The organism is Ereboglobus sp. PH5-10 (assembly GCF_029504735.1).
Lineage (GTDB): Bacteria > Verrucomicrobiota > Verrucomicrobiia > Opitutales > Opitutaceae > Ereboglobus.
Genome location: NZ_JAQFIP010000003.1, coordinates 250049 through 275840 on the forward strand (window position 1 = coordinate 250049; position 25792 = coordinate 275840).

At 63.5% G+C, this 25792-nt stretch carries 18 protein-coding genes; 6 read left to right on the plus strand and 12 right to left on the minus strand.

The window, feature by feature from the left end:
* Window positions 1-342 precede the first annotated feature (342 nt).
* From M2447_RS04310 to hisC, 3 genes are all read left to right on the plus strand, one after another.
* Window positions 343-1074, plus strand: coding sequence for a TetR/AcrR family transcriptional regulator (locus tag M2447_RS04310; RefSeq protein WP_277557534.1), 732 nt, complete (start codon window positions 343-345; stop codon window positions 1072-1074).
* 74 nt (window positions 1075-1148) lie between these two features.
* Window positions 1149-1811 (plus strand): NAD(P)H-dependent oxidoreductase, encoded by a 663-nt coding sequence (locus M2447_RS04315; RefSeq protein WP_277557536.1) that lies wholly within the window; start codon window positions 1149-1151, stop codon window positions 1809-1811.
* A 64-nt stretch (window positions 1812-1875) separates the two neighbouring features.
* Window positions 1876-2979, plus strand: a complete 1104-nt coding sequence (hisC, locus tag M2447_RS04320; protein ID WP_277557537.1) for a histidinol-phosphate transaminase — start codon at window positions 1876-1878, stop codon at window positions 2977-2979.
* A gap of 113 nt (window positions 2980-3092) precedes the next feature.
* On the opposite strand, the gene M2447_RS04325 is transcribed toward hisC, so the two are convergent.
* The 8 genes from M2447_RS04325 to M2447_RS04360 all read right to left on the minus strand — a co-directional run bounded on the left by M2447_RS04325 (window position 3093) and on the right by M2447_RS04360 (window position 11902).
* Window positions 3093-4523 (minus strand): HAMP domain-containing sensor histidine kinase, encoded by a 1431-nt coding sequence (locus tag M2447_RS04325; protein WP_277557538.1) that lies wholly within the window; start codon window positions 4521-4523, stop codon window positions 3093-3095.
* Window positions 4501-5172 carry a response regulator transcription factor gene (locus M2447_RS04330; protein WP_108826357.1) on the minus strand — a complete coding sequence of 224 codons (672 nt, stop codon included), beginning with the start codon at window positions 5170-5172 and terminating at the stop codon, window positions 4501-4503. The genes M2447_RS04325 and M2447_RS04330 overlap by 23 nt, the downstream gene beginning before the upstream one ends.
* An 80-nt stretch (window positions 5173-5252) precedes the next feature.
* Complete coding sequence (locus tag M2447_RS04335; RefSeq protein WP_277557539.1) at window positions 5253-5924, minus strand: ABC-type transport auxiliary lipoprotein family protein; 672 nt, start codon at window positions 5922-5924, stop codon at window positions 5253-5255.
* 128 nt (window positions 5925-6052) lie between these two features.
* A complete protein-coding gene (locus M2447_RS04340; RefSeq protein ID WP_277557540.1) occupies window positions 6053-7066 on the minus strand; it encodes an MlaD family protein in 1014 nt (337 codons plus the stop codon).
* A gap of 54 nt (window positions 7067-7120) precedes the next feature.
* Window positions 7121-7957 (minus strand): ATP-binding cassette domain-containing protein, encoded by an 837-nt coding sequence (locus M2447_RS04345; protein ID WP_277557541.1) that lies wholly within the window; start codon window positions 7955-7957, stop codon window positions 7121-7123.
* A 35-nt stretch (window positions 7958-7992) separates the two neighbouring features.
* On the minus strand, window positions 7993-9144 hold the full coding sequence (locus tag M2447_RS04350; RefSeq protein ID WP_277507983.1) for an ABC transporter permease: 1152 nt from the start codon (window positions 9142-9144) through the stop codon (window positions 7993-7995).
* A 238-nt stretch (window positions 9145-9382) separates the two neighbouring features.
* Window positions 9383-10933 (minus strand): calcineurin-like phosphoesterase C-terminal domain-containing protein, encoded by a 1551-nt coding sequence (locus M2447_RS04355; protein WP_277507984.1) that lies wholly within the window; start codon window positions 10931-10933, stop codon window positions 9383-9385.
* Window positions 10934-11104: 171 nt separating this feature from the next.
* Window positions 11105-11902, minus strand: coding sequence for a phosphatase PAP2 family protein (locus M2447_RS04360; protein ID WP_277507986.1), 798 nt, complete (start codon window positions 11900-11902; stop codon window positions 11105-11107).
* A gap of 476 nt (window positions 11903-12378) precedes the next feature.
* On the opposite strand from M2447_RS04360, the gene M2447_RS04365 reads away from it, so the two are divergent.
* Entirely contained in the window at window positions 12379-12978 is a 600-nt protein-coding gene (locus M2447_RS04365; RefSeq protein WP_277557542.1) for a pseudouridine synthase, read from the plus strand.
* A gap of 62 nt (window positions 12979-13040) precedes the next feature.
* Here M2447_RS04365 and M2447_RS04370 read toward each other — a convergent pair whose 3' ends face one another.
* Window positions 13041-14051 carry a LacI family DNA-binding transcriptional regulator gene (locus M2447_RS04370; protein ID WP_277557543.1) on the minus strand — a complete coding sequence of 337 codons (1011 nt, stop codon included), beginning with the start codon at window positions 14049-14051 and terminating at the stop codon, window positions 13041-13043.
* A gap of 103 nt (window positions 14052-14154) precedes the next feature.
* Between M2447_RS04370 and M2447_RS04375 the strand changes: the two genes are divergently transcribed.
* A complete protein-coding gene (locus M2447_RS04375; RefSeq protein ID WP_277557544.1) occupies window positions 14155-17259 on the plus strand; it encodes a TonB-dependent receptor in 3105 nt (1034 codons plus the stop codon).
* A 116-nt stretch (window positions 17260-17375) separates the two neighbouring features.
* On the opposite strand, the gene M2447_RS04380 is transcribed toward M2447_RS04375, so the two are convergent.
* Complete coding sequence (locus M2447_RS04380) at window positions 17376-17678, minus strand: hypothetical protein (RefSeq protein ID WP_277557545.1); 303 nt, start codon at window positions 17676-17678, stop codon at window positions 17376-17378.
* Between the two features lie 2 nt (window positions 17679-17680).
* Entirely contained in the window at window positions 17681-17941 is a 261-nt protein-coding gene (locus M2447_RS04385; protein WP_277557547.1) for an addiction module protein, read from the minus strand.
* 1 nt (window position 17942) lies between these two features.
* On the opposite strand from M2447_RS04385, the gene M2447_RS04390 reads away from it, so the two are divergent.
* Complete coding sequence (locus tag M2447_RS04390) at window positions 17943-24887, plus strand: autotransporter-associated beta strand repeat-containing protein (protein WP_277557548.1); 6945 nt, start codon at window positions 17943-17945, stop codon at window positions 24885-24887.
* 179 nt (window positions 24888-25066) lie between these two features.
* Here the strand turns inward: M2447_RS04390 and M2447_RS04395 are convergent, their stop codons facing one another.
* Window positions 25067-25525 (minus strand): hypothetical protein, encoded by a 459-nt coding sequence (locus M2447_RS04395; RefSeq protein WP_277507993.1) that lies wholly within the window; start codon window positions 25523-25525, stop codon window positions 25067-25069.
* Between the last annotated feature and the right edge of the window lie 267 nt (window positions 25526-25792).

The window sequence follows — 25792 nt, forward strand, 5'->3', positions numbered from 1 at the left end:
TGGCGTCCAAAAGTGTATAATAAGTATGAAAAAACCCCCGCCCCGGAGGGAGAAACCCCGTCGCGCGCATTTTACCATCCTCCATTATGTTATAAAATTCGAGCGAACCCGAAGGCACTTGCGGCCCCGCGCAATCATAATTTCGCAACAATATTTATTAAATTATATAATCAATTGGCCCGAATTGTTAATATAAAGTCAAACGCCCGCCGCCCAAAACTCCGGCAATGGCGCAACCGTCGCGCAAAAAAACCTCCCGCTTCCTTTCGCCAGTCACCGCCAACCAAACAGACTTAACGGCGTTTTTCATAATTCGCCCGCGGCGGTAAATGAATTTTAACCTTGTTTGTTGACCAAAAAGTCAACAAAGTATGCCGCATGGGACGCACAAGCAATGCCGATCAACGCCTGATGGACGCCGCGCTCTCGCTTATCTGGGAGCGGAGCTACGGTGCCATTACCGTTGATGACATTTGCCGGAAAGCGGAAGTAAAGAAGGGGAGTTTTTATTACTTTTTCGATTCCAAGGCGGACCTGGCCGTCGCGGCGTTGGATCGCTATTGGCGTGAGCAGAAACCATTGTGGGACAGCCAGTTCTCGCCAACTATAGAACCAATGCAACGCATCCGTGCGCATTGTGATGCCGTCTATCGGCAACAAGTCGCGATCAAGGAACGCACGGGGCGCGTGCTGGGGTGCCCGTTTTGCACACTGGGTTCCGAAATTTGCAAACAAGACGAGGCGATTCGCGCCAAGATTTGCGAGATCCTCAGCAACAAGACAAAATATTGGGAATCAGCAATAAACGACGCACAAAAGGAAGGCCTTGCCGCCCCGGGAAATAGCGCCGAAAAGGCTCGTTGCGCAATGGCGTATTTCGAGGGTTTGCTCGCGCAGGCGCGCCTGCACAATAACGCCGAAACACTTGCGTCGCTCGGAGATCGGGTGTGCGAACATATGCTGGCCAGCAGGGACAGCTCACCAGGCAAGCCCAGCTCGCCGAGTGCGCCAACCTCAGTGGAAACGACCGCCCCGCCCGTGGAATCAGAGGAATTCGACCCGACCAAGTATTAATAGACAACTAGTCAACTATTCAAAAACTATGCCGCGGTGAGGATTCAGCCGCAACCACATCTTCATTTTTCGTTATGGACACATCAGAAAACACAATCACAACCGCCCAGCTTCTTGGCGCGCTCAACTGGAGATATGCGACGAAAAAGTTCGACGCATCAAAAAAGATTCCCGCCGAAACGTGGGCCGCGCTGGAGAAGGCGCTCGTGCTTTCGCCGTCGGCGTTCGGCCTGCAGCCGTGGAAGTTTTTCGTGGTGAACGACCCCGCGGTGCGCGCGCGCCTGATCGAGGCCTCCTACGGGCAGACACAGCCGGCGGATGCCTCGCATTTTGTCGTGTTCGCCCTCCGCAAAAACATCGGCGACGAATATCTGGACAACTACCTGAGGCGCGCGGCGCAAGTTCGCGGTGTGCCCGCCGAAACGCTCAAGCCTTTCCGGCAGGCGATTGAGAGCAGCATTGAGCAACAGGCCAAAGCCGGCGTTCTGGATATCTCGCAAGCGCAGCAGTCGTTCATCGCGCTCGGGCAGTTCATGACATCGGCGGCGCTGCTCGGCATCGACACATGCGCGCTCGGGGGCATCGACCGCGAAAAATACGCGGAGCTTCTCGGGCTCGACCGCGAAAGCCACATGCCGCTTGTCGCGTGCGCCGCCGGTTATCGCGCCGCCGATGACAAATACTCGTCAATTCCAAAAGTGCGTTTTGAGGATAGCGAAGTAATCACACATGTGTAAAGTGACTGGAATGCGGCTCTCCGGAGCCGCATGAAAATCACCGCACACACCATTGATTACCGCCATGCCAACGCTTCAGGAACTCGCCAACCCGTCCGTCCTCACGCAGCCCGTTTACGAACCGGGCAAGCCCATCGAAGACGTTGCCCGCGAACTCGGCCTCGATCCCGACGGCATCATCAAAATCGCGTCGAACGAAAATCCCTCGGGGCCGTCGCCGCTCGGCATCGAGGCGGCGCGGCGCGCGCTCGCGCAGGCGCAGCTTTACCCCGATGGCGGATGCGTCGCGCTGCGCGCCAAGCTCGCCGAAAAATGGCGGCTTTCGCCGGAGCAGTTTGCCGTCGGCAACGGCTCCAACGAATTGCTCGAGCTCGTGGGGCGCGTGTTCCTGCGCCCCGGCGACGAGGTGGTGATGGGCGCGCCCGCGTTTGCCGTGTATAAGCTGGTCGCGCTGCTCTTCGGCGCGAAGCCGGTCGAGGTGCCGCTCGTCAACCACACGCACGACCTCGCAGCGATGCTGCGCGCGGTCACGCCGCGGACGCGCATCGTTTATTACGCCAGCCCGAACAACCCGACCGGCACGGTCAACAGCGCCGGGGAAATCCTCGATTTCGCGCGCGCGCTGCCGCCGCATGTCGTGCTTGTGTTCGACGAGGCCTACGCGGAATTTGTCGAGGCCGACGGCGACGCGCCGGACATTCGCCCGCTGATCGCCGAGGGCCGCCACGTGATCGGCTTGCGCACGTTTTCCAAGCTCTACGGACTCGCCGCGCTGCGCGTCGGCTACGGATACGCAAGCGCGGAGTTTGCCGCGCTGCTCAACCGCGTGCGCCAGCCGTTCAACGTGAACGCCATCGCGCAGGCCGCCGCCATCGCCGCGCTCGACGACCACGATTTCACGGGGCGCTGCACCAGGGAAAACAAAAGCGGCCTCGCACAAGTTGAGGAGGGCTGCCGCGCGCTCGGATTGGAGTGCGTGCCGAGCCGCGCGAATTTCATGCTTGTCAAGGTCGGCGACGGCGCGCGCGCGTTTGAGGCATTGCAGCGCCGCGGCGTGATCGTGCGCCCGCTGCGCGGCTATGCGATGCCGGAGTGGATTCGCGTGACGATCGGCACCGCTCCGCAGAATGAGAAGTTTCTGGCAGAGCTGAGGCAAGCCCTCGCATGATTCGCGGCGGAAACCGAAGAGCGCCAAACCGCCCCGCCAAAAGGTTTTACTTTGCGACAGTCCATGCCGGCGAAATACCAAGGGATGACCTGACGATCGCCGGCTTCCCTCCCCTACTCCGGCAGCCACACCTCAAAGATTGAGCCGTGTTCGGGCGGGGCGGCGTTGCGCACCGAGACCACGCCGCCATGCGCCTCGATAATCGCGCGCACCAAGCTCAATCCCAAGCCGAGGCCGGTTTGCGAGCGGCTCTGGTCGCTGCGATAAAGCCGCTCCCAGATTCGCCCCTGCTCGGCCTCGGGCACGCCGGGGCCGTTGTCACTGACCGCGAGCAGCGCGCCGTTTTGGATGCCGCGGCTTTCGGCGCGCGCGCCCAACATCACGCGTCCGCCGTCGGGCGTGTATTTGAGCGCGTTGTCCACCAGGTTCACGATGACCTGCCGCAGGCGTATCGGATCGGCGGATACAAACAGGGGGGCGGCGAACGGCGCGACCTCCAGGGTCTGCGCGCGCGCGTCGGCAACGTCGGCATACAGGTCGCACGCGGCGCGCAAGATCGTCTCCACGTTGCATTGTTCGCGCTTGAGTTTGAGCATGCCGGAGTCGGCCTCGGAAATTTCCATGAGCGCGCGCAACAGGCGCAGCACCTCGTCGGAGCGCTCGATGTTGTCGGCGAGCGCGTCGCGCATGGCCGGCTCGCCGCCGTTGGCAAGCGCGAGCTCGGCGGTGCCGCGCATGCTTGTGAGCGGCGTGCGCAAGTCGTGCGCAACGTTGTCGAGCGCCTCGCGCATGGAGCGGAGCAGCGCGGCGTTTTTGTCGAGCACGGTGTTGAACAGGCGCACGAGCTCGGCGATGTCGTTGTCGCGCCTGGGCTCGGCCACGCGCGCGTCGAGCGCACCGGTGCTGATAATCTGTTGCGCCGTGTCGATGACGCCCTGGAGCGGTTTGACTGCGCGGCGCGCGGCGAACCAGCCGACGGCAAAACCCACCAGCACGACCGCCCCGGCCACAAACGTGAACGTGCGCTGAAGCGGCTTGAGCAGGGTGGCGCGATTGTTCGTGCTGACGCCCACTTGCAGCAGGAAGCCGCCGCGCAGCATTTTTGAAAACACAATCAGGTCCTCCTGCTGGTCCTGCGGCACGCGCCACGAGTAAACTTGCTGCTCCGTCCAGAAACCCCAGCTGTCGGGCACCCGCACGCGCTTGGCCTCCTTGTCGATCCAGTCGTTCGGGACGATCAAAATGGGCGTGGCGCCGTTTGGCATGATCATGCGAACGAACAGCGGACGGTCGAGCAGTGTGTTTGAGCCGCGATACAGCGCGAGTTGCAGGCCGGGCTCGCCCTGCGTGTTGTAAATGTGGGCGTATTCCTCGATGCGGTTCCTGACCGCGTCCTCGTCGCGCTGCGCGAGTTGTTTTCCGAGCAGCCAGTAGAGCAGGACGAACAGCGCCGTGAAGCCGACGGTGAACAGCAGCGCGAACGTCACGCTCAGGCGGATCGCCACCGAGCGGCGTATTCGTTTAATGACTCCCTTTGAAAACATAACCGACGCCCCTCACCGTTTCGATGCGTGTTTTGTCGGGATCAACTTTCATGCGCAACCGGTGCATGAGCACATCGACGACGTTGGTTTGCGGATCGAAGCTGTAATCCCACACATGTTCGAGAATCATTGTTTTTGTGAGCGGCCTGCCCGGATTGCGCATCAGGTATTCGAGCAGTGAAAACTCGCGCGGCTGCAGCTCCACTTTTTGCCCGGAGACTGTCACCTCGCGCGTCACCAGGTCCATGACGACGTCGTTCACCGAAAGCCGCATCGCCTCGGGGGCGCGTGTGGCGCGGCGTATCAACGCCTGCAGGCGCGCCGAGAGTTCCGCAAACGCGAAGGGTTTTGTCAGGTAATCGTCGCCGCCGGCCTGAAGCCCCTTGATGCGATCCTCCACGGTGGCACGCGCGCTCAGGAATAGCACCGGCAAATCAGCGCGGTGGTTGCGCAGGCGCTTGACAAGCGAGAGGCCGTCGAGCCGCGGCAGCATCACATCGACGATGGCGGCGTCGTAAGGCGTGTTCATTGCGAGCGCGAGTCCCGTGTCCCCGTCGGGCGCGTGATCCGCGGCGTAGCCCTCCTGCTTGAGTCCCTTGACCACAAACTGGGCGATTTTTGCATCATCTTCGACAACGAGAATCCTCACGTCACGCATGAGAGCATACTTGGGGGCGTTGCGGAAGAAATATGTGCGGCAAGGCGCATGGGGGCCGGAGGTGTCGCCGGCTATTCCGCGCCGGAACGCGGCGTCGCCGGGAGATTCCGCGCGATGTCGTCGGCAAGGGCGGAGGCGGCTTGGCCGAGGAGCGCGGCGAGGGAGGAAGAATCCTTGCCGTCCCAGTCGGCGGCGGGAGCCGTGAATTTGCGGATGCCCGTGACCGTGTTTCCACCCGGCGCCGTGATTTCATACTCGGCGGTGAAGCGCGCGACGGGTGATGCCCCGGCACCCGAAACCGCGCCTTCGCATTCGATGATGCGGATGCTCACGTCGTAATCGCGTTTCACTCGGCCGGGGCGAAGTTCCACGCCGGACACGGAATTGGTGGCGATGAGGCGCTCGCTCACGATGCGCGTGATTCCGGCATCAAGCGTCTCGGCCCAGCGGGAGAATTCGTGATAAACAATTTCACTGGTTCCGTGGCGGACGGCGATGTTTCTGCGCGCGCGCAGGTAGGCGGGAACCTCAACGGAGCGAAGGGCGAGGAATGGTTTGCCCTTGTTTATCTCGCCGGCACCGGCTTGCGACGCATTGGATGGCATCGTGAGCACGTAGTATCGCGTTGGGTCTGCCTTGGGCTCGGGCACGATGGAGCAACCGGAGGCCAGAAGGATAGAGGCCAGAAGGCCAGAAAGCCAGAGGACGGAGGATAGAAAACGGAGGGATCGGATGGTGGTCATGGAAAGGGAGGAGTTTGCAGTTTACGGTTTACAGTTGGCGCGCTGCCGCGCGGTGAGGAATTTTAAGATGGGATTTTAGGATTCCGGTCTCTGGCTTTCTGGCCTCTGGTCTTCTGGTATTCTGACTTTCACGGTTGTTTTTTTCCGGAGATAATCGCGCTGGGATTTCGTTCGAGATAGTCGAGAAGCTGCTGGAGGGTTTCCGCTGTTTCACTGAACTGGCGGAGGGCGCGCGTGGCGTCCTCGCCGAGTCCGCCCTGCGCCTCGACCAATTGTTTGGCGGCGTCCGCCGCCTCGCCGACCTTGTTGATGGCGGTTTGCGCGTCAACGAGCACGGTGTCGAGGCGCTCGCCGACCGGCCCGACAGCACGATCGAATCTTGAAAGGGTGCGGCGAAACTCGGCGATGGCGGAGCTCATGTCGGTGAACATCCTTCGAACCTCGGCCGACTCGGCGAGCGAGGCGACGGATTTGCCGGCGCGGGTGAGCTCGGTGTTGAGGGAGGCAAGATCGAGCGAGTTGACCTGGCCGCGCAGGTCCTTGATGAGGCCGCGGAGCTCGTGTGTGAATTCGGGAAGGTTCATGCGCTTCACATCGGCGAGCAGGTCGGTGATGTTGGCCTGAAGCGCGGCGATGGCGGAAGTCGTGGCGGGAATGACGACGTAGCCTTTGTCGTCCAGCATGGTCACGGCGGGCGGAGGCTGGTTTGCGAACTCCGAGGGATTTCGGAAATCGAGCTCGACGAAGAGCAGCCCGGTGGCGAGGCCCTGGATGCCGAGCTCGGCGCGGAGTCCGTGCTTGATCATTTGTTGCAGGCTCTTGCGGTCGTTGACGTCGATGAGGGAGCCCTTGCTGTCGACTATGATGTTGCGGCTGAACTCGCAGACGACCGCGACGACGGATGCGTTGGTGGCCCCGTTGTAAACGACATTCATGTCGACCACGCGCCCGACGCGCACGCCGCGGAGCTTCACGGGCGAGCCGAGGTCGAGCCCGTGCGTCGATTCGTCAAAATACACGATGAAGCGTTTCGGGCTGGAGAAAAAATTGATGCCGCCAAAGGACACGATGCCAACGATGGCGATCAGTATGGCGCCTAGGACAAATAAGCCGACCAAGGTCGGGCTGACTCTGGTTCTCATGGGAAAAGTTTAAGTTTGAAGTTCGGGTTCATTGAGAGGGACGGGAATTAGTTTTCATTTCTTCACCTTAAACTCGTCGCGCTGAGGCCGGGCGAGCGCGCCGCGCTGCAGGAAATCGCGCACGCGGGTGTCGGTGCTCGACACGGCGAGTTGCGCGGGCGGCCCCTCGGCGATGGCGCCCCGCGCCTCGCGATCAAGCATCAGGATGCGGTCGGCGATGCCGTAGATGCTGGCGAGCTCGTGCGAAACGATGATGAGCGTGGTGCCGAGGCTGTCGCGGATGGAGAGCAGGAGATTGTCGAGGTTGCGCGAGGTTACGGGGTCGAGTCCGGCGGAGGGCTCGTCGAAGAAAACGATCTTGGGGTCGAGCGCGAGGGCGCGAGCGAGGCCCGCGCGTTTTTTCATGCCGCCGCTGATTTCCGAGGGATAATAGTCCTCGAAGCCGCTGAGGCCGACCTGTGCGAGTTTGTGCGCGACGACAATGTCGCGCTCCTGTTTTGTAAGCGTGGTGTATTCCTCGAGGGGAAGCGCGACGTTTTCGCGAAGCGTGAGCGCGCTCCAGAGCGCGGCGCTCTGGTAGAGGACGCCGAAAGTTTTGAGGTGTTCGCGACGGCGCGCGAGGCTGGCGTTGGTGAAGTCCTCGCCGAAATAAACCACGCGGCCCGCCGTCGGCTGGTGAAGGCCGATCATGTGCTTGAGGAGCGTGCTTTTGCCGCAACCGCTGCCGCCGACGATAAAAAAGATTTCCCCGCGCTTGACGGTGAAGTTGATGTTCTCGATCACAACGCGCCCGTCGTAACCGCAGCGCAGGTTTTCAACACCGATGGCGGTTTGCGCGCCGGACGCGGCAGGGCGGTGCGGTGACGGGGTGTTGGAAGCGGGAGTGTTCATTCTACATTATGCATTCTTTATTAGCGCGCGGCGCGTCACCATCCGAGAATATTGAAGAGCACCGCGTAAACGGCGCAGGCGACGATTATGTAGAGCATGGCGGTGACGACCGCGGAGGTGGCGGCGCTGCCGACGCCGGCGGAATCGCGCCGGGCCTGAAGTCCGCGCAGGCAGCCGGCGAGCCCGATGATGATGCCGTAGGTGGCGGCCTTGATGAGGCCGGTGGTGATGTCGGACATGTCGAGCGCGGACTGCATCTGAATCCAGTAGGCGGAGGGCGAGATTTTGAGAAGCAAGGCGGCGACGGTCATGCCGCCGAGATTGCCGAGCGCGTTGGAATAGAGGGAAAGCAGCGGCATCATAATCGCGAGCGCGACGATGCGCGGGATGACAAGGAAATCGACGGGGCGAATGCCGAATGTGACGAGCGCGTCGATTTCCTCGCCGGTCTTCATGTTGGCGATCTGCGCGGCAAACGCGCCGCCGGTGCGCCCGGACAAAACGATGCCGGTCATCATCGCGCCCATCTCGCGAACCATGGCGAGCGCGACGAGGGTGGCGATGAAGATGTCACCTCCGTATTGGCGGAGCACAACGGCGCCGATGTAGGCGAGGATGACGCCGACGAGAAAGCTGATGAGCCCGACGATGGGCAGCGCCATGGCGCCGCAGCGTTGCATTTCCTGAAGGCAGTCGCGCCAGCGAAATTTCTTCGGATGGCGCGCGAGGTGAAACGCGCTGATCACGCATTCGCCGACAAACTGTGTGAATTGTTTGGCCTGCTTGTAGGCGGAGACGGAGGCGAGACCGGCCGTGGCGAGAATGTTGGGGCGGCGCTGCCTGTCGATCGGACGCACGCGCGCATCGCGCATGGACTTGAGCGGCCGGCGAATGTTTTCGGGAAGCGCGCTTTCGTCGGGCTCCACCTGGTTGTTTTCGCACCAGTCGAACGCCTCGCGCAGGAAGAGGACGAGCGAAGTGTCCCATTCCGTCACCTGTGAAGTGTCGGGGCGAAGCCTGCCGGCCTTTAATGCGAGCGCGGCGAGGCTGGCGGTGTCGAACGATGCCCATTCGGGCGTGCCGCCGGTGATTTGCCACGAGCCGCCGAGCTCAAGTCGAACGCCGTCCTGGTCCGGAACGGCGCGCGCCCGCGCTGCGGTGGATGTTGTCGTGGTGGAAATGCTCATTCGCACAAAATAACTGGTTCATTATTGGGAAAACCTAAACGCAAAAGTGTGCCACGTTTTGCAGGGCGCATCCCAAGATTTTGCAATGTTTCGTAAAATATACGGTTAAATCCCCGCATAAGCGCGCGCAAAGGAAGTCTGGGCGGCGTCACCGCGGCGCGGGCGGAACCGCAGGGACGCGCCTTGCGGGCGCACGCGAGGTGCGCGCCCACGAAACCCAGGCGGGCTTTGGAAAGTTTTAATTGTAATCTTTCGCGGCGGAAAGACCGGTTGTGAATTCCTTCACCGAATAGGTGTTTCCGAAACGGTCTGTCGCGCGGACCTCGACGCGGGCGTTTGGATTTTTCAAGGTGTGCCGGTAAAGGTGCGTGTTTTCGCCGTTTCCGCCGGAGGCATACGACTTGCGCTTGAGCTCGCCCACATGGTAACCGGCGGCATAGGCATCGACCATCCGGGGAAGTTTTTTCAACGGGCCGGCCTCCACACCGTCTTCGTAGGCGATAATTTTCCACGACGGATCGGAGTTCCAGACATCGACGACGATGTCGTCCGCGGTTTGATAATAAGTGAAGTGGCCGCCGGGGCCGCCGAAGCGCGCGTCGCCGCGATACATCCGCATCTGGAAATCGAGGCCGCGCCTGATGGACTTGTAGGCCCAGTTCGCGGCCTTGTTTCCGTTGAAGGTGTAGAAGGCGAAACCGTTTGGCGTGCCGTCAGTGTTGAGCGTGGACCGCCACCACGCGCCGCAGGCGGTGGCGTGGGTGTGCTCGAAGGCGTCGATCGGCTGGGTGATGACGAGATTCTCCTGGGTGTGCATGTGGCCGGCCATGAGCTGCACGTCGGCGTAGCCTTTCAACAGGGAGAGCACGGCCTCGCGGTTTTGCAGGGAGTTGTCGGCGCGCAACGGGGCGTGGTAAGCGAGAACGATGGCTTTGTTTTTCGGCACAAAGCGCAGGTTCTGGCGGAGCCACTCGACCTGCTCGTCGGTGAAGCCGACTTTGTAGTTTTTCCTGTCGCCGTAGAGGATGTTGTCCATGCCGATGATGTGAACGCCGCCGCGATTGAAGGAGTAGTTGAGCGGGCCAAAGACGTTTTCAAAATTCTCGCCGGATTTATAGTCGTCGTTTTTGACGGCCTCGTTGTGATCGTGGTTTCCGATGACGGCGAAGAAGGGTATTTCGGCGAGGCTGGTGATGTCGCGCATGGGTTCGAGAAACTGCAGGTTGTCGTGGACGACATCGCCGAGGAGAATGGCGTAGCAGGGCAGGCGCGAGGCCTCGCCGAATGCGCGAAGGTCGGCGATGGTCTCCTCCTTGTAACGCGCGAGGTTGGCGTCGATGCGCGTCTGGGGGTCGCCAACACAAACGAGCGTAAATTCCCTCTCGGGCGCGGGAAGCCTCGCGAGGTCGAAGTTGTGGCGGTTGCCATTTCCGAGTTTTGTCCAGAACTTGGCCAGGCTGTTCTTGCCGGGCGCGCCGCCGGTTTCAACGACGAAGTTTTCCGGCGTGGAATAATACACCATGCGCGCCTTCGAGTTGCGCTTCATTTGATAAACGCCCCTCGCGTCGGTGGCGACGCACTGGAAACCGTCGCTTACGACAACGCCCGCGACGGGCGCGCCGGTTTCGTCGAGAATGCTTCCGTAGAGGTCGATGCCGGCGTCCGGTTTGATGTCGGGGTGAGTGCCTTTTGCAAAAGCGATGCCGGAGACGGCAAGGAAAAGAAACGCGGCGATGGCGCGCGCGATGCGGTGCATGGTGGTGATGGATGTCGGGTGATGGGTGGTCATAATTGAGAAAGGAGCCGGTGCGAAAGGAGTCAGGAGTCAGAATACAGGAGTCAGGAGGGGCGCTGTCGCGCCAATGAAAAAGGTTAAATTAAAAGATAAAATGTAAGAGCGTCCGACTGGCGTTTGGCTCGAAACCGGCCTCCGGTATTTTGGTTTTCCACTTTCAGCCCTTCAGTCTTTCAGTCCTTCAGCCCTTGCCCTGGCCTCCGGATATTTCTCAAGGAATTCGAGCAATTCCGCCCGCATCTCTTTCACGGCGTTTTGAGTGGACTGGTTCTTCAACATTTCCTCCACGATAATTTGCCCGAGAAGCCGACCCGCCTGGGTGTCGCTCGGATAATGCGCGCCCGCGAGGACTCGGCTCCACATGATTTCCCGCGCGGCATCGTCGAAAAGCGTTTTATACTCGGGCAACGCCCCGCCCAAAAACATCGCCCAGAGCACGCCGCAGGAGGAATGGCCGCTTGGATAGGAGGCGCTGCGCGGCACGTCCACGCAAGGCTCGACTCCGAGGCCGCGTTTGTGGGGACGAACGCGATTCCATTGGTTTTTGGACGCAATCATGACCACGCGGCGCTCCGCCGTTGCCTGCCGCAAAATCGCGGCCGTGCGGGGCAGGTTTTCCCCGGTGAACGCGGGACCGAAAACAACCTGCCCCATGCACCCCTCCTCAATGGACAGGAATGCGTGCGCGTTGATGCGCACGGCGCGCGCGACTTGCTCCGGCGTGCGATCTTTTTGGACTTGGAGCAGTGTTTCCACGTCGGCCATTCCGGCGGGAGAATCGTTCGCGGGCGGCGGCGGAATCTTCGCAAGAATGAGTTCGTGATCCGTTGTCAGAAAGCGCGGCGTCGCGAGCTTTGCGAGGATGTCCTCATGCTCCGTGGTCAGGTGGTGAATCGGCGGAGCCCCGAAGGCAGCGGCAAGGCCGGACGCCAACAACAGCGTTATGGTGAGCAGCTTTTTCATGGGTAGCATCTGGTTTGGCGTTTCGGCGGGAAGTGCGGTTGCCCGGTGTTTGATTGCGAAAGGCGGATGTTTCCTGAAAGCAAAGCCGGGACACGCGCGATTGAGCAAATCAAAAGACAGGATTTCCAGGAGCCGGACGCATCCCAAGATTAGGCGGCGTCTGGCGAAACGCGCGGGTGAAAACGAGCGCGCACAAGAACGCGCACGGGCAACCGGGTGTCGCGACAAAGTTTTCCTCGAAATCCCGCGCCATTGTCTCCGAGGCAAAAGCGAGCCGCGTCATATGTGACCGCCAGCGTCGCGAGCGCCTGCGAGTGAACCGCCTTGTGTTGGGCGGAGAGACCGGGAAACGGAACTTCCTTATGGAAAGCAAACGCCGGGGAAAACTCCCGGGCCTCCCGCGGCGGCAAGATTTAACATTGCATTGAAACTTGTTGAAAACCGCGCGGCGTTGTAAAGCCACGCCTCAGAATTTCATGCTCCTCGCGCTCAACAAACCCTACGGCGTGCTTTCGCAATTCACGCCCGAGCCCGGCTCGCGCTGGCGCTCGCTCGCGGACATCTCCGCGCCCGCGCCGCTGCCGCCGCGCGTGTATCCCGTCGGGCGTCTCGACGCCGACAGCGAGGGGCTGTTGCTGCTCACCGACGAGCGCGCGCTTGTCGACCGCCTGCTCAATCCCGCCCGCGCCCATGCGCGCGAGTATTTTGCGCAGGTTGAAAACATCCCCGAGCCCGGCGCGCTTGCGCGGCTCGCGCGCGGCGGCATCGTCATCGGCGGACACCGCGCGCTGCCGTGCCGCGCGGAGTTGATTGATCCCGCCTCGCCGGAAGTCGCCGCGATTCCGCCGCGCGATCCGCCGATTCGAGTTCGCAAAAACATACCCGACGCGTGGCTCTCGCTCGAACTCACCGAGGGCAAAAACCGCCAGGTTCGGCGCATGACCGCCGCCGTCGGGCATCCGACGCTGAGGCTCGTGCGCGTGCGCATCGGCGCCCTCCGCCTCGCCGCGCTCGGACTCGCCCCCGGCGAGTGGCGCGAACTCACAACCGCCGGGCGCGAAGCGTGTTTTTCGTAGCGCGGGCATCCTGCCCGCACAGACCTTCAAACCGGCGGGCAGGATGCCCGCGCTCCCAGGGGCTACTTTCTTTTCGCCGTCGCCTGCGGCGTTTGCGGCAGGGCCACGCTTTCGCGCTTGATCAAACCATACGGCAAAATCGTGTGGGGCTGCGGCCTTTCCCCGTCCAGGCACGCCTCGATGACATCGGCGGTGGACGCGGCCATCGCCGCATAGTCGGGCGAAATCGTCGTCAGCGGGGGAACCGTGTAGTTGGAAAACGCCGTCTGCTCCGAGGCGATGAGCGAGATGTCATCCGGCACCCGGCGCTCGTAAAGAGAGAAGGCGTAATACGCCATGACCCCGGCGTTGCCTCCCGGGCAAAACAGGGCGTCCACACCGCGCTTCAACAGTTTCCCGATCAACTCCACATACCGTTCGGAGCCCGGGCCGGAAAACATGACCAGCGAATCGTCGCAAGGGAGCTTTCGCGCGTTCAGCGCGCGAATGACGGCGGCGTGCCGCAGGTCGGCGTTGCCCGTGCCCGGATCGCCATGGACGATGCAGCCGATCTTGCGGCAACCGCGTTCGTGGAGATGCGAAATCGCGATCTTCATGCCCTGGGCCTCGTCCGAGCGAACGTAGAACACATGGGACGGATTGGGCTTTCCGTCGCGATCCATGATGACCAGCGGAACGGGAAACCGGTCGGGCCAGTCGGCAAAGTCGGCGGGCTCGGCGCCGATGGCGACCGCGGCGCAAAACTGCATGTCCTCAAGCCGGTCGCGATTGTTGACGGGCAGTATTTCCAGGCGGAAGCCGCGCCGCGGCATCTCCTGCGTGAGCGCCATCAGAATCATGTCCACGCAACTCTGCACCGGCCACACCGCGTTGTAGGGCGTGATGATGACCACGTTCTTTTGCTTGAGCGAAAGCCGGGGGTGGTAGCCGTGCTCGCGCGCCGCGGCAAACACGCGCTTGCGCAAGTCGGGACGGATGTTCGGGTGGTGGTTGAAAACCCGCGAGATGGTCGCAATCGACACTCCCGTGAGGCGCGCGAACTCCTGAATCTTTATCATGGAGGGCTTGTTCATGGTTTGAAAATAGGGGGTATTTTTCTAAAAATTTTCCAAAGTTTCAAAAAACAAAATCAATTTTCAATGATAATATTGAAATCTTTCTGATAGAATGCCGAGCATGAAACCTCGCACCCGCCCCGTGTCCGCCCTTCGCCATCTTCCCCTGTCTCTCCTCGCCGCGCTCGCCGTGCTTATCTCCTTGCCGGGCGTGGCGGCGCGGGCCCAGACCGCGGCAAATGCCGGTTCCGGCGCCGTCACCGGGCGCGTTTTTAATCCCGCGACCAAGGAATATGTGCGCGACGCGCAAATCCGCGCCGTGCCCACCGGTGAAACTGTTTTCACCGAGGCCGGCGGTTTTTACCAAATCTCCGGCCTGCCCGCCGGCGAGGTCGCGCTCGTGCTCAGCTACGCCGGCTTGCCCGACATCACGCGCACCGTCACGGTTGCCGCCGGCGCCACCGCCACGCTTGATTTCGACCTGCCCGTCGCCAGGGCGCCCGCCGTCACCGGCGGCGACGACGACGTGGTCCAGTTGGAACAATTTACCGTCACCTCCGAGCGCGAGGGCCAGGCCAAGGTCATCATGCGGCAGCGCGCCTCGATGGACATCGGCCAGTCCATCTCGTCCGACCTTTTCGGCAGCGACCCCGAGGGCAACATCGGCGAGTTCCTCCGCAACGTCCCCGGCATCTTCGTCAACTCCGTTTCCGGCGAGGCCTCCAACGTCAGCATCGGCGGGCTTCCCGCCGAATACACCAACGTCACCGTGGACGGCATGGCCGCCGGCGCCGCCAATCCTCCCGGCGGCGATTTCAACGCCGTCACGCGCGCGCCCTCCTTCGAGTTGATTTCGCTCAACAGCATGGAGTCGATCGACATCTCGCGCACCATCAGCGCGGATGTGGACGCCAGCGCCCCCGCCGGCACCATCAACCTTCGCAGCAAGACCGCATTCGACCGACGCGGCACCCGCTTCGCCGCGCGCCTGGTCGTCAACGCGCACTCCTCCGCGCTCACCCTCGACAAAACGCTCGGCCCCGACGACGACCGCGGCTCGCTCAAGGTCCGCCCCGGTTTCCTCGCCGAGTTCTCCACCGCGGTGCGCAACAAATACGGCCTCATTATCAATATCAGCGAAAGCAACATCTACTCGATCACGCACCGCACCGGCCTCGTCACCGACTACGCTCCCACCGCCGCCGACCCGCGCCCGCAGTTGCCCAACAACTTTTACTTTCAAGAGCAGCCGCGCGTGAACCACCGCTTCGCCGCCACCATCCGCGGCGACTGGCGCGTCACTCCCCGACTCACGCTTGGCGCGACCATCAACTACAACAAGACCGACACGTGGAGCAAGCTGCGCAAGGTCGCCTTCAGCGCCGGCCTCGGCACCAACCGCGCCACATCGCTCAACGTCATCGGCAACGCGCCGATGTATTCCTTCGAGACCACCGGCACCACCGCCTTTGCCCAGGTTGAGCAGCGCGCCTCCGTCCTCAACAGCCGCTATTTCGCCCCGCAGGTCCGCCTCGAATACAAACTCCGCGACATCACCCTCGACGCCACGGTCGCCTACTCCGATTCGAAAAGCGTCAGCGACGGTTACGGCCAAAAAGGCGCCGCCTACTTCGCCCGCGCCAACGCCAGGGGCATCAACTTCCGCTCCACCCGCACTCCCGGCGCCGACACCTCCGACTTCACCGTCACACAACTCTCCGGCGAGGACATCGCCTCCGGCGCCTCCTTTAACAGGGACACCACCCTCTTTGTGGAGGACGGGCGCAAAAACACCCGCAAGGATTTCACCGCCCAGGCCAACGCCTCCGCGATCACCCGCTGGCTCCTGCCCATCCACTGGAAAGCCGGTCTGAAAAGCCACCAGCAAAAGCGCACTTTCGACCAGGCGTATTGGCTGAAACGCATAGCCTATACCGACACCTCCGCCGCCAATATCTCCGCCCAAAACGCCTCCTTCAAAAGTGCCTACGATTTCGACTTCGGCGATCTTGGCGGCTCCATCATCACGCCCTCCGGCGGCACCATTTTTATGTTCGATCCCGCCGCCATTGCCAGGGTTTGGGATGAGGACCAGACTCGCGACGCCGCCGACAGAATCTTCCGCCCAGCCCCCACCGTCGCCGACTACTACAGCACCAACGTCCTTTACCACCGCAATTTCCGCGAACGCATAGACGCCGGTTACCTGATGGGCACCACCACCTTCCTCGACAAGCGCCTCACCGTGCGCGCCGGCATCCGTTACGAGGACACCAACATCAAAATACACGAGCCCAACCCGCGCTCCGCCCGCGAGGTCGAGCTCAAAGGCTACACCATCGGCGCCAGCACCGGCTACGCCACCACCACCGAGGGCATAGACTACCAGTTCTTCTCCCTCCCCCGCGCCACCCGCAAATATGACTACGACAACTTCTTCCCCAGCGCGTCCCTGAAATACCTCATCCGCCAAAACCTCGTCTTTCAGCTTGGCTACGGCACCACCATCCGCCGCCCCAACTACGACGACCTCATCGGCGTCATCAACGTCATGAGCAGCCAGAACCGCATCAGCGTCCCCAATATCAATCTGCGTCCTGAAAAAGCCAAAACATTCTCCGCCCGTCTCGCATGGTATTTGAAGAGGGCCGGCCAGCTCTCCGTCGCCGTTTACCAAAACAACATCGACAGCAAAATTCAAAACGAGGAGGTGCCCGTCGAAAGCTACGACGACGTCCTGGCGGACCAATATCCCGGCTACAACGTCTCCACCCGCTTCAACAGCGGCGGCCAGGTTACCACCCGCAGCATGGAGCTTTCCTGGAGCCAAAATCTCGGCATGATCGCCCCTGTCCTCCGCCCCGTCAGTCTCCGCGCCAACTACACGCGCACCTACGCCGACACCATTGTCTCCAACCTCGTCCCGCACACCATCAACGCCGGCATCAGCTACTCGTGGCGCGCACTGAGCCTCAACGTCAACTGCAACTGGAGCGACGACTTCCCAATCGTCGCCAACGGGGAGAGAATCCGCCGCCACCGCGCCCAGACCGACATCAGCGGCGACTGGCGCATCAGCCAGCGCTACACCGTCTCCTTCAGCGTTCGCAACGTCTTCGACGCGCGCTACGTCTGGCAGGAAAAAAAGGGCGACAACCCGCTCACCCTGTATCTGACCGACCGCGTCGGCTCCGTTGTCAGCCTCTCCGTGAAAGGCCAGTGGTGACCCGCCGCCGCCGGCCCCAGCAAAAAACTGAAAGCCCCGAAAACACAAATCCCAAAACCGCCATGAACCTTTCGCAACACTCCCCCTTGCCATCGTTTTCCACAACGCTGCCGGCCTCACCGGCGGAAAACTTCCCCCTCGCGTCCGAGCCAGTATTCGGGGCGTCGCGCGTGGTGCCCGAAAGCCAGCACCCAAATTGTTTCATCCAGGATGATGTAGGCGAAGTAATACGGAAACATCCGCAGGTTCACCCGGCGGTATCCGCCCGCGCGCAAGGCCGCCGCCAGCGGGTTGCCCGCGATACGCTCACGCGCGATGCGCGCCTCCTCCTTCAGCTTGGGGCCAAGCCGCTTTTCGATGGTTCCGTAATACTCGACCGCCACGAACAATTCCTCCCGCGCGATTGGCAAAAACTTCACCTTCACGACGGGAATCGACTGTCAAGCTCGGCAAACACCGCATCGGCGTCCACACCTCCGGCGGTCCCGTTTCGCACCGCCTCCGCGCGCCGCGCGATTTCCTCGCCCCAAGCGTGCTCAATTTCCGCGCTCAACGGACGCCCCTCATCCACCCCGGCGAACAACTCCAGCGCCAGTTCAGCCTTCTCCGTTGGCGTCAGCCGGGCGATCTCAGCTTTTATTTCAGCAACACTCATGCCCGCCACCCTGTCCCGCTTTTTCAAAATGACAACCCGAAACCCTGCCTCCCACCCATTCAACCCTGTCAAGATGCTCGTTCCGCTCGCAGCAGCCTTTTTGTCCTTTGGCGCCTTGCTGCCGTGCGTCCGCGCCCAGACCACCACAATCACCACCAGCACCAACGCCCCCGCGCAGCTCGTCCTCAGCGCAGGCACCACCACCATCGATGTCGCCGCCGGCGCGCTCTACACCTTCGACAACCTCGCCACCGGCGGCAACAGCGCCATCATCGGCAACACCGCGGGCGCTGTTTTTCGCACCACCGGCAGCGGCACCACCGTTTTTATTAACAATGACATAGCGGGACGAGGCCCCGGCCTGAGCCTCCGCTACTCCGGCACGCTCGACCTGCAAAACGTCCGCTTCGGCGACAAGGACAACCCCGCGCTCGGCAACATCAACCGCCAAAACGGCGGTGGCGGCGGAGCTCTTTCCGCCACCGGCGCCGGATCCCTCCTCGATCTCCGCAATGGCGAGTTTTATTACAACAAAAGCACCCACACCAGCGCCAGCGGCGGCGCCGTCGAAATCGCTGGCGGCGCGCGCTCCATCATCGACGGAGCCACCTTCCTCGGCAACTCCTCCGCCAACATCGCCGGCGCCATCCTCTACAATTCCATCAACCAATCGCACATCCTCAAAAACGCGGTCTTCACCAGCAACACCGCCGCCTCCCGCGGCAGCGCCGTCTCCGTCTATGCCGGCACTGTCACGATGACCGACGTCGCATTTTACGGCAACAAAACCACCAACACCTCCGGCGCCCACCCGGGCGGAGCCGTCCACATCGTGGCCGCCGCGCGCGCCACGATCGACGGCGCCGTCTTTGAGCAAAATTCATCATCCATCATTGGCGGCGGTGCAATCAGTGTCTACGCCACCGGCATCACCACCATCACCAGCGCCACCTTCGGCAATGCCACCGACCTCACCCGGGGCAACTTCTCCTCCAACGGAGCCGGCGGCGCCATCCTCGAATCCGGCTCCTCGAACCTCGTCCTCAACAACGCCGCCTTTTACGGCAACTTCACCTCCACCGGCAATGGTGGCGCCATCGCCGTCCTCGCCGGCGGCACTCTCTCCGTTAACGGCGGTGTCTTCGTCTCCAACTCTGTCGGTCCCACCGCCGGCTCCCAAGGCTCGGCCATTCACCTCGCCACGGACGCTGTTGCCACCATCACCAGCGCCACCTTCGCCAACAACAACTCCAACTCCCACGCCACCGTTTTGATCATGGGAGGAAACGCCAGTTTGAAAACCTACACCTTCACCGACGTGCTCTTCGATGAAAACTACGTCGCCAACGAGGGCGGCGGCGTCTTCCTCAACGGCGGCAACAGCCGCTACGAATTCAACCGCGCACGCTTCACCGGCAACTCCGCCAACACCGGCGGCGCCATCACCACCCGCGCGGGCACCATCCTCACCCTCACCGACGCCGTCTTCACCAGCAACACCGCGCGCGCCGGCACCGGCGGCGCCATCTCCCTTCACCTGGGCGGCCTCCTCGCCTACAACGCCACCGTCTCCGCCACGCACTCCGGCAACATCGCCGGCGCGGGCGCCGCCTCCGGCGGCTTCCTCTACCTCGGCTCCGGCGGCACCGCCAACTTCAACATCGCCCCCGCCGCCATCGTCCAGATTGGCGGCGAATCCGGCGCGCACGACACCATTTCCACCGGCACCTTCACCGACACCGTCATCAACATAAACAACGACCCCGCCGCCGTCGGCGCCGCCCCCGGTGACGGCGCGGGCACGCTCATCCTCGCCAATGGCGATTCCTCCTCACAACGCGGAGCCATCAACCTCCACGCCGGACGCCTCCTGCTCGCCAACTCCGCCACGCTCGGCGGCACCATCACCGTCGCCGACGGCGCGACCTTTGGCGGCGAAGGCACGCTCGACTCCGCCGCCGGAGGCGCGCTCAACCGCTCCGTCGCCATCCAAACCGGCGGCACGCTTCAAGTCGGACTCGACGGCGCGGACGGCGCCGCGCAAACGCTCGCCATCGCCGGCAACCTCGCGCTCGCAAACAACACCGCCATCATCGGCGACGGCGTTCTCGCCACGCCCGGCGCGGGAGGCATCACGCTCGGCGCGGCGGCGGGCGACACCGTGACGGCCAATATCGCCGCGGACAAACTCGTGTCCATCACAGGCCTCGCCAGCGGCGCGGGCGGCCTGCTGAAAACCGGCGACGGCACGCTCGATCTCTCCGGCGCGAACACCTTCGCCGGCGGCGTCACGCTCGCCTCGGGCACGCTCACGCTTGGAAGCAACACCGCGCTCGGCACCGGCGCGCTCGCCGTCACCGGCACCGCGACCGTGGGCTTTTCCGCCGCCGCCACCGTTTCAAACGCCGTCACGCTCGGCACGACCACTGTGATTGACAGCGGCGCGTTCACCACCGCGCTCAACGGCGCCATCACCGGCCCCGGCGGCATCATAAAACAAGGCTCCGGCCAGCTCGCCCTCGGCGGCGCGCTCACCGGCGTCCCCTCCATCGCCATCAACGCGGGCTCCCTCTCCGGCAACATCGACGGCGTCTCCGCCATCAGCATCTCCAACACCGCCGCCTACATCGGCAACCTCGCGCGAGCGAGCGGCCAGACGCTCTCCATCACCACCGGCTCCATCGGCGGCAACCTCACCCTCTCGCAAGGCGCCCTCCTCGAATTCAACCTCGCCGACGCCGGCACCGTCGCGTCCCTCGACATCAGCGGCGCCTTCTCCGCCACCGGCACCACCACGCTCAACTTCATCAACCTCGGCAACGCCACCTACACCATTGTCTCCGCAAACAGCATCACCGCCAACAACTCCAACTTCGACTACACCGTCAACGGCGGCCCGCTCACCGGACGCAACAGCCTGGCCCTCACCGTCGGCACAAACGATATCACCGTCGCCGCCTCCTACCGCAACCTGCGCATGACCTGGGACGGCGCAAACGGCGGCATCTGGGACACCACCGCCTCAAACTGGAACGACAACGGCACGTCCGATTTTGGCGAGACACGCTTCGTCACCGGCGACAGCATCCGCTTCGCCTCCACCGCCTCCGGCACCGTCCTCGTCGCGGACGCGGGCGTGACCGCCGGCGACATCGAAGTGGCGTCAACCGGCGCGCTCACCTTCACCGGCGGCGCCATCACCGCCAGCGCGACCTCCGCCTCGGTGGACGGCGTCGCGGGCGCCGTTTACCTCAGCTCCGGCACCGTCGCGGCAACAGGCAAGTTTGTCAAAAAAGGCGCGGGCACGCTCACATTCGACAACGCCGCGGGCGTCTTCGAGGGCGGCCTTGAAATCGAGGACGGCGTGCTCGCGTTCAATCGCGCCGCCCAGCTCGGCGACGCCTCCGGCACCGTCAGCATCACCGGCCCCGCCACACTCCGCGCCAACGGCGACATTCTCGGCGCCACCGGCACGCTCGCCGGCGCCATCGCGATCACCGCCGCCAGCGGCACGCTCGACACGCAAGCCCACACCGTCGAGTCCGCCGCCGCGCTCGCCGGCACCGGCACGCTCGTCAAAATCGGCGACGGCAAACTCATCCTCCGCGCAACCGACAACGCCGCCTTCGCCGCCCCCACCCTCGTCTCCGCCGGCTCGCTCCTCCTCGCCGACGGCGCGAAACTTGGCGGCGCGCTCACCGTCGTATCCGGCGCGACCGCCGGCGGCATCGGCGCGTTCACCGGCGGCGTCACCGTCAACGACGGCACGCTCCTCGTCGGCGACGCCGGCGAGACCGGCGCCGGCGCGACCGCCATCGGCGGCGCGCTCACCCTCAACGGAGCCGCCCGAGTCGAGTTCGGCATCCACGCCGGCGGCATTGCCGACACCCTCGACGTCACCGGCGCCATCAACACCGCCAACGCCACAAACGTCGTCTCGATCAGCATCGCCGGCGGCATCGCCTCCGGCACCTACGCCCTCGGCAACGCCGGCGCGCTCGCCTCCGTGCAAAACCTTGAGGTCAACGGCGTCCTCATCGACAGCTCGCTGCGCATCGTCAGCGAACTCGCCGCCACCTCCGGCACGCTCCTCTACATCTACGGCATGGACGACTCGCGCTACATGGAATGGACCGGCGCGAGCGGCACAAACACATGGAACATCGGCCTCGCCAACTGGCAGGGCTACAACGGCGACACCGGTGGCAAATCCAAATTCCAGGACGGCGACACCGTGCGCTTCACCGGAGCCGCAACCGCAAGCATCGCCCTCGAATCCGCCGCCACCGTCTCCGACATGGTCGTGGACAACACCGGCACGCTCACATTCACCGGCGCGGCTCTCTCCACCAGCGTCGCGACAAACGGCGCGCTCATCACAAACGCCGCCGGCAAACTCGTGAAATCCGGCGAGGGCGCGCTCGTGTTTGAAAACGCCGCCAACACCTTCATCGGCGGCATTGAGCTCGACGCCGGCCTCCTCGCCGTCTCCACCGACGCGCAAATCGGCACCGCCGGCGCCGGCATCACCCTCTCCTCCGGCACCCTCCGCGCCCTCGCCAGCCTCGCGCTCTCCGACACGCTCACGCTCGCGGGCGGCTCCGCCGCGCTCGACACCGGCGCGAACGCAATCACGCTCACCGGCGGCATCGCCGGCTCCGGCACGCTCTCCAAGCTCGGCACGGGCGCGCTCACGCTCTCCGCCGCCACCTCCGGAGCAAGCCTCCTCTCCGCCGACGCCGTCACGCGCATCGTGGACGGAGCCGTCCTGCTCCGCGACTTCACCGCCGCCGACGCGACCGCGACCACGCACACCTTCATCCTCGACGGCGGATGGCTCGACCTCTCCGACACCCCCGGCTTCAATCCCGCCACCGGCGCGGGCGCGAACGACTGGGCCGGCCTCACAATCACCGGCACCGGCGGCACGGTCATCGGCTCCAACGACAAAATCACCCTCCGCGACGGCGCCATCCTCGCCTCCGTCGGCGGCGCCACCACCGCCGAGCAAGGCATCTTCGTCGTCGTTGACGCCGGCGCCGACGGCGTGGCCACCCTTGCCAGCGCCAATAATTACGCCGGGCGCACGCTCCTCCAAAGCGGCACGCTCCGCATCGCCGCCGACGACCGCCTCGGCCTCGTCTCCCTCAATCGCGAAGTCCGCGTCACCGGCTCCGGCGCGGCGCTCGAAATCACGGAGGACGGTTTCCTCTCCAACCGCACCCTCGGCCTCGACGAGAACGGCACGCTCTCCATCGCCGCCGGCGCGAGCGGCACCTGGGCCGGCGCCATCACCGGCCTCGGCAAAACGCTCACCAAGGCCGGCGACGGCGAACTCGTCATCACGAACACGGGCAACTCCACCACGCTCGCCTACCATGTGGCCGGGGGCGTCCTTGAGGGCGACGCGACCATCCTCTCCCGCGCCATCACGCTCGACGCCGCCGGCACCGTCGCCGTCAACCAGGCCGCCGACGCGGACTACACCCCGCAAATCACCGGCGCGGGCGTCTTTGAAAAACGCGGCGCGGGCGTGCTCACGCTCCTCTCCGCGCTCGGCAACACCGGCGCCGTCCGCGTTGCCGCCGGCACCCTCAAGACCGGCGCCGACAACCAGCTCTCCGCCGCCTCGCCGCTCGTTGTCGCCCAAGGCGCCGCGCTCGACATGCGCGGCACGCGCCAGACCGTCTCGTCACTCTCCCTCGACGGCGCGCTCCTCCTCTCCGCCACCGTCAACTCCAACCTCGGCGCCATCATCGCCTCGGATTACCTGAAGGCGACGGACTTCGTCACCGGCACCGGCTCCATCGCCCTTTCCCTCGACGAAACCGACGAGGACGGCTACTCCCCGCTCAACGGCAACGCGCCATCCTCGGTAATATTAATCGAATCCGGCAACAACACCGCCGACCTCTCCATCAGCATCGCCAACAACCCCGACGACACCATCTACGCCTGGGACGTGACGAGCGACGGCAACAACTGGCGCCTCTCCCGCGAAAACCTCATCCCCGTCATCCCGGCCGTCACCGGCATCAACGCCGCCGTCCACATCGGCACCCAAACCGCCTTCGACACGCTCTCGCAACGCATCAGCCTCCTGCGCCTCGCCAACGACGGCAAGCACCGCATCGGCGGAGACCTGTGGGTGGCCGGCGCCTATCGCCACGACAAGATAAAAGGCACGCTCTACGAAGGCGCCAAGGCGGACACCAGGTCCGTGCAAACCGGCGTGAACCTCGTCAAGGCGCCCAAGGCCGCGCGAGGAAAAAGCAAAGGCGGCCTCAAATACGCGGCGGGCGTGTTCCTCGATTTCACCGACACCGACATCGACATGACCGACGCCGACACCACCACCCGGACCGGCGGCGGCGGATTTTATCTCACCTACCAGCCCAACGACGCGTTCCACGCCGAAGGCATCGCGCGCCTGGCGAAAGGCAAGCACGACACCCGCGTGAACGGCATGGACGACATGCGGCTCGGCACAAACGGCTTCGGCCTCTCGCTTTCGCTCGGTCACACCTTCCGCACCAAGTCCGGCTGGATGGTGGACGTGAGCGAGCGCATCCTTTACAGCATCACCAACGTGCAGGAGGACATCGACAGCGCGCACCGCCTCTTCAAGGTGAGCGACGTGGATTCGTTCCGCGGCCTCGTGGGCGTGCAATTCTCGCGAAACGTCCGGCTCTTTGGAAAATGGGATCTGCGCCCCGCGTTTCGCGTGGCCTACGACCACGAGTTCAAGGGCAAAAACGGCACGACGGTTCTCCGCTACCACGACGCGGGCCGCACCCGCCTGCGCGACCGGTATGACTACGCCGACGATTTCAGCGGCGGCTCGGTTGACATCGGCGCCGGCGCGACGCTGCGCTTCAACGCGCACTTCGAGCTCTACACCGACATCTCCGGCAGCCTCGGCGGCGAACTCGAAAACTACACCGCCAACCTCGGCATAAGCTGCCACTGGTAAGCCGCCGGAACCGGTCACCGACACGCCACAAAACAACACCATCGCCACTCTTGGGCGGTTCGAGCGCGAGCAAAGTGCAGGCTCGCGCTTTTTCATTTAAGCTGCCGCGAAAAGCGACCGCCCGGTCGCGCACCGGCATGACCTCGCCGGGGGGCGTGACGGCAGGGCGCCACGCGCGCTTACTTCGACCAGAGATAGCTTTGCCGTGAGAAAATTTCCGCGCCGTCGGCGGCGAGCAGCCTCAGGCGCCAGGCCGTGGGACGGGCCTTTGCGTCGGGCCAGTCCGCGCCGGTGAGCCCGGGATTGAGAATCAGCGCGCCCTTGCGCAGCGGCGGCGCGGGCAGCGAATAGGTTTTCGGATCGGGCGAGGTCGGCATGATGACGTCGAGCACAATGCGCGCGCCGGAAATGTCGCCGGGGATTTTCACGCGGGTGAAAAAATAGTAGCCCTCCCGGCTTTCGGGGCGGGTGCGGAGAACGATTTGGCCGCCCGTGTTTTCCCTGCCGGAAAAATACTCCGAGATGCGGTCGAACGATTCCGCCGCGCGGTATTCCGGCCAGACGCGCACGACTTTGACCGCGCCGGATTTTGATCCGCCGCTCGCGCATCCGGCGGCGATGACGACGGCGGCAATCATGAGCGAAAATGAAAATGTTTGGGCGAGGAGGCGTTTCATTGAACTTGGGGTTGGGCACGGTTTGAGTGTTTCCAACACAAGCCGGCATGCTTGAAATTGCCGTGAATGGCGAGTCGAAGATTTGTGACGCCCCAAGGCGAGCCGTAAGATTTCCGGCTCACCGGGACGGTTCGCCCCACCTAAAAATGCGACTGAACAAATCTCTTTCACTCAACCGCACAACCGGGGCGGCGAAGGATTGACGGGCTCGTTACAGTCGGTCTTTTC

What these genes read in the sequence shown, in the direction of transcription:
- M2447_RS04325 (WP_277557538.1), bottom strand. Translation starts at nt 4,523, where the DNA reads ATGTTTTCAAAGGGAGTCATTAAACGAATACGCCGCTCGGTGGCGATC.
- M2447_RS04355 (WP_277507984.1), bottom strand. Translation starts at nt 10,933, where the DNA reads ATGACCACCCATCACCCGACATCCATCACCACCATGCACCGCATCGCG.
- M2447_RS04370 (WP_277557543.1), bottom strand. Translation starts at nt 14,051, where the DNA reads ATGAACAAGCCCTCCATGATAAAGATTCAGGAGTTCGCGCGCCTCACG.
- M2447_RS04360 (WP_277507986.1), bottom strand. Translation starts at nt 11,902, where the DNA reads ATGAAAAAGCTGCTCACCATAACGCTGTTGTTGGCGTCCGGCCTTGCC.
- M2447_RS04390 (WP_277557548.1), top strand. Translation starts at nt 17,943, where the DNA reads ATGACAACCCGAAACCCTGCCTCCCACCCATTCAACCCTGTCAAGATG.
- hisC (WP_277557537.1), top strand. Translation starts at nt 1,876, where the DNA reads ATGCCAACGCTTCAGGAACTCGCCAACCCGTCCGTCCTCACGCAGCCC.
- M2447_RS04395 (WP_277507993.1), bottom strand. Translation starts at nt 25,525, where the DNA reads ATGATTGCCGCCGTCGTCATCGCCGCCGGATGCGCGAGCGGCGGATCA.
- M2447_RS04365 (WP_277557542.1), top strand. Translation starts at nt 12,379, where the DNA reads ATGCTCCTCGCGCTCAACAAACCCTACGGCGTGCTTTCGCAATTCACG.
- M2447_RS04340 (WP_277557540.1), bottom strand. Translation starts at nt 7,066, where the DNA reads ATGAGAACCAGAGTCAGCCCGACCTTGGTCGGCTTATTTGTCCTAGGC.
- M2447_RS04350 (WP_277507983.1), bottom strand. Translation starts at nt 9,144, where the DNA reads ATGAGCATTTCCACCACGACAACATCCACCGCAGCGCGGGCGCGCGCC.
- M2447_RS04375 (WP_277557544.1), top strand. Translation starts at nt 14,155, where the DNA reads ATGAAACCTCGCACCCGCCCCGTGTCCGCCCTTCGCCATCTTCCCCTG.
- M2447_RS04345 (WP_277557541.1), bottom strand. Translation starts at nt 7,957, where the DNA reads ATGAACACTCCCGCTTCCAACACCCCGTCACCGCACCGCCCTGCCGCG.
- M2447_RS04335 (WP_277557539.1), bottom strand. Translation starts at nt 5,924, where the DNA reads ATGACCACCATCCGATCCCTCCGTTTTCTATCCTCCGTCCTCTGGCTT.
- M2447_RS04315 (WP_277557536.1), top strand. Translation starts at nt 1,149, where the DNA reads ATGGACACATCAGAAAACACAATCACAACCGCCCAGCTTCTTGGCGCG.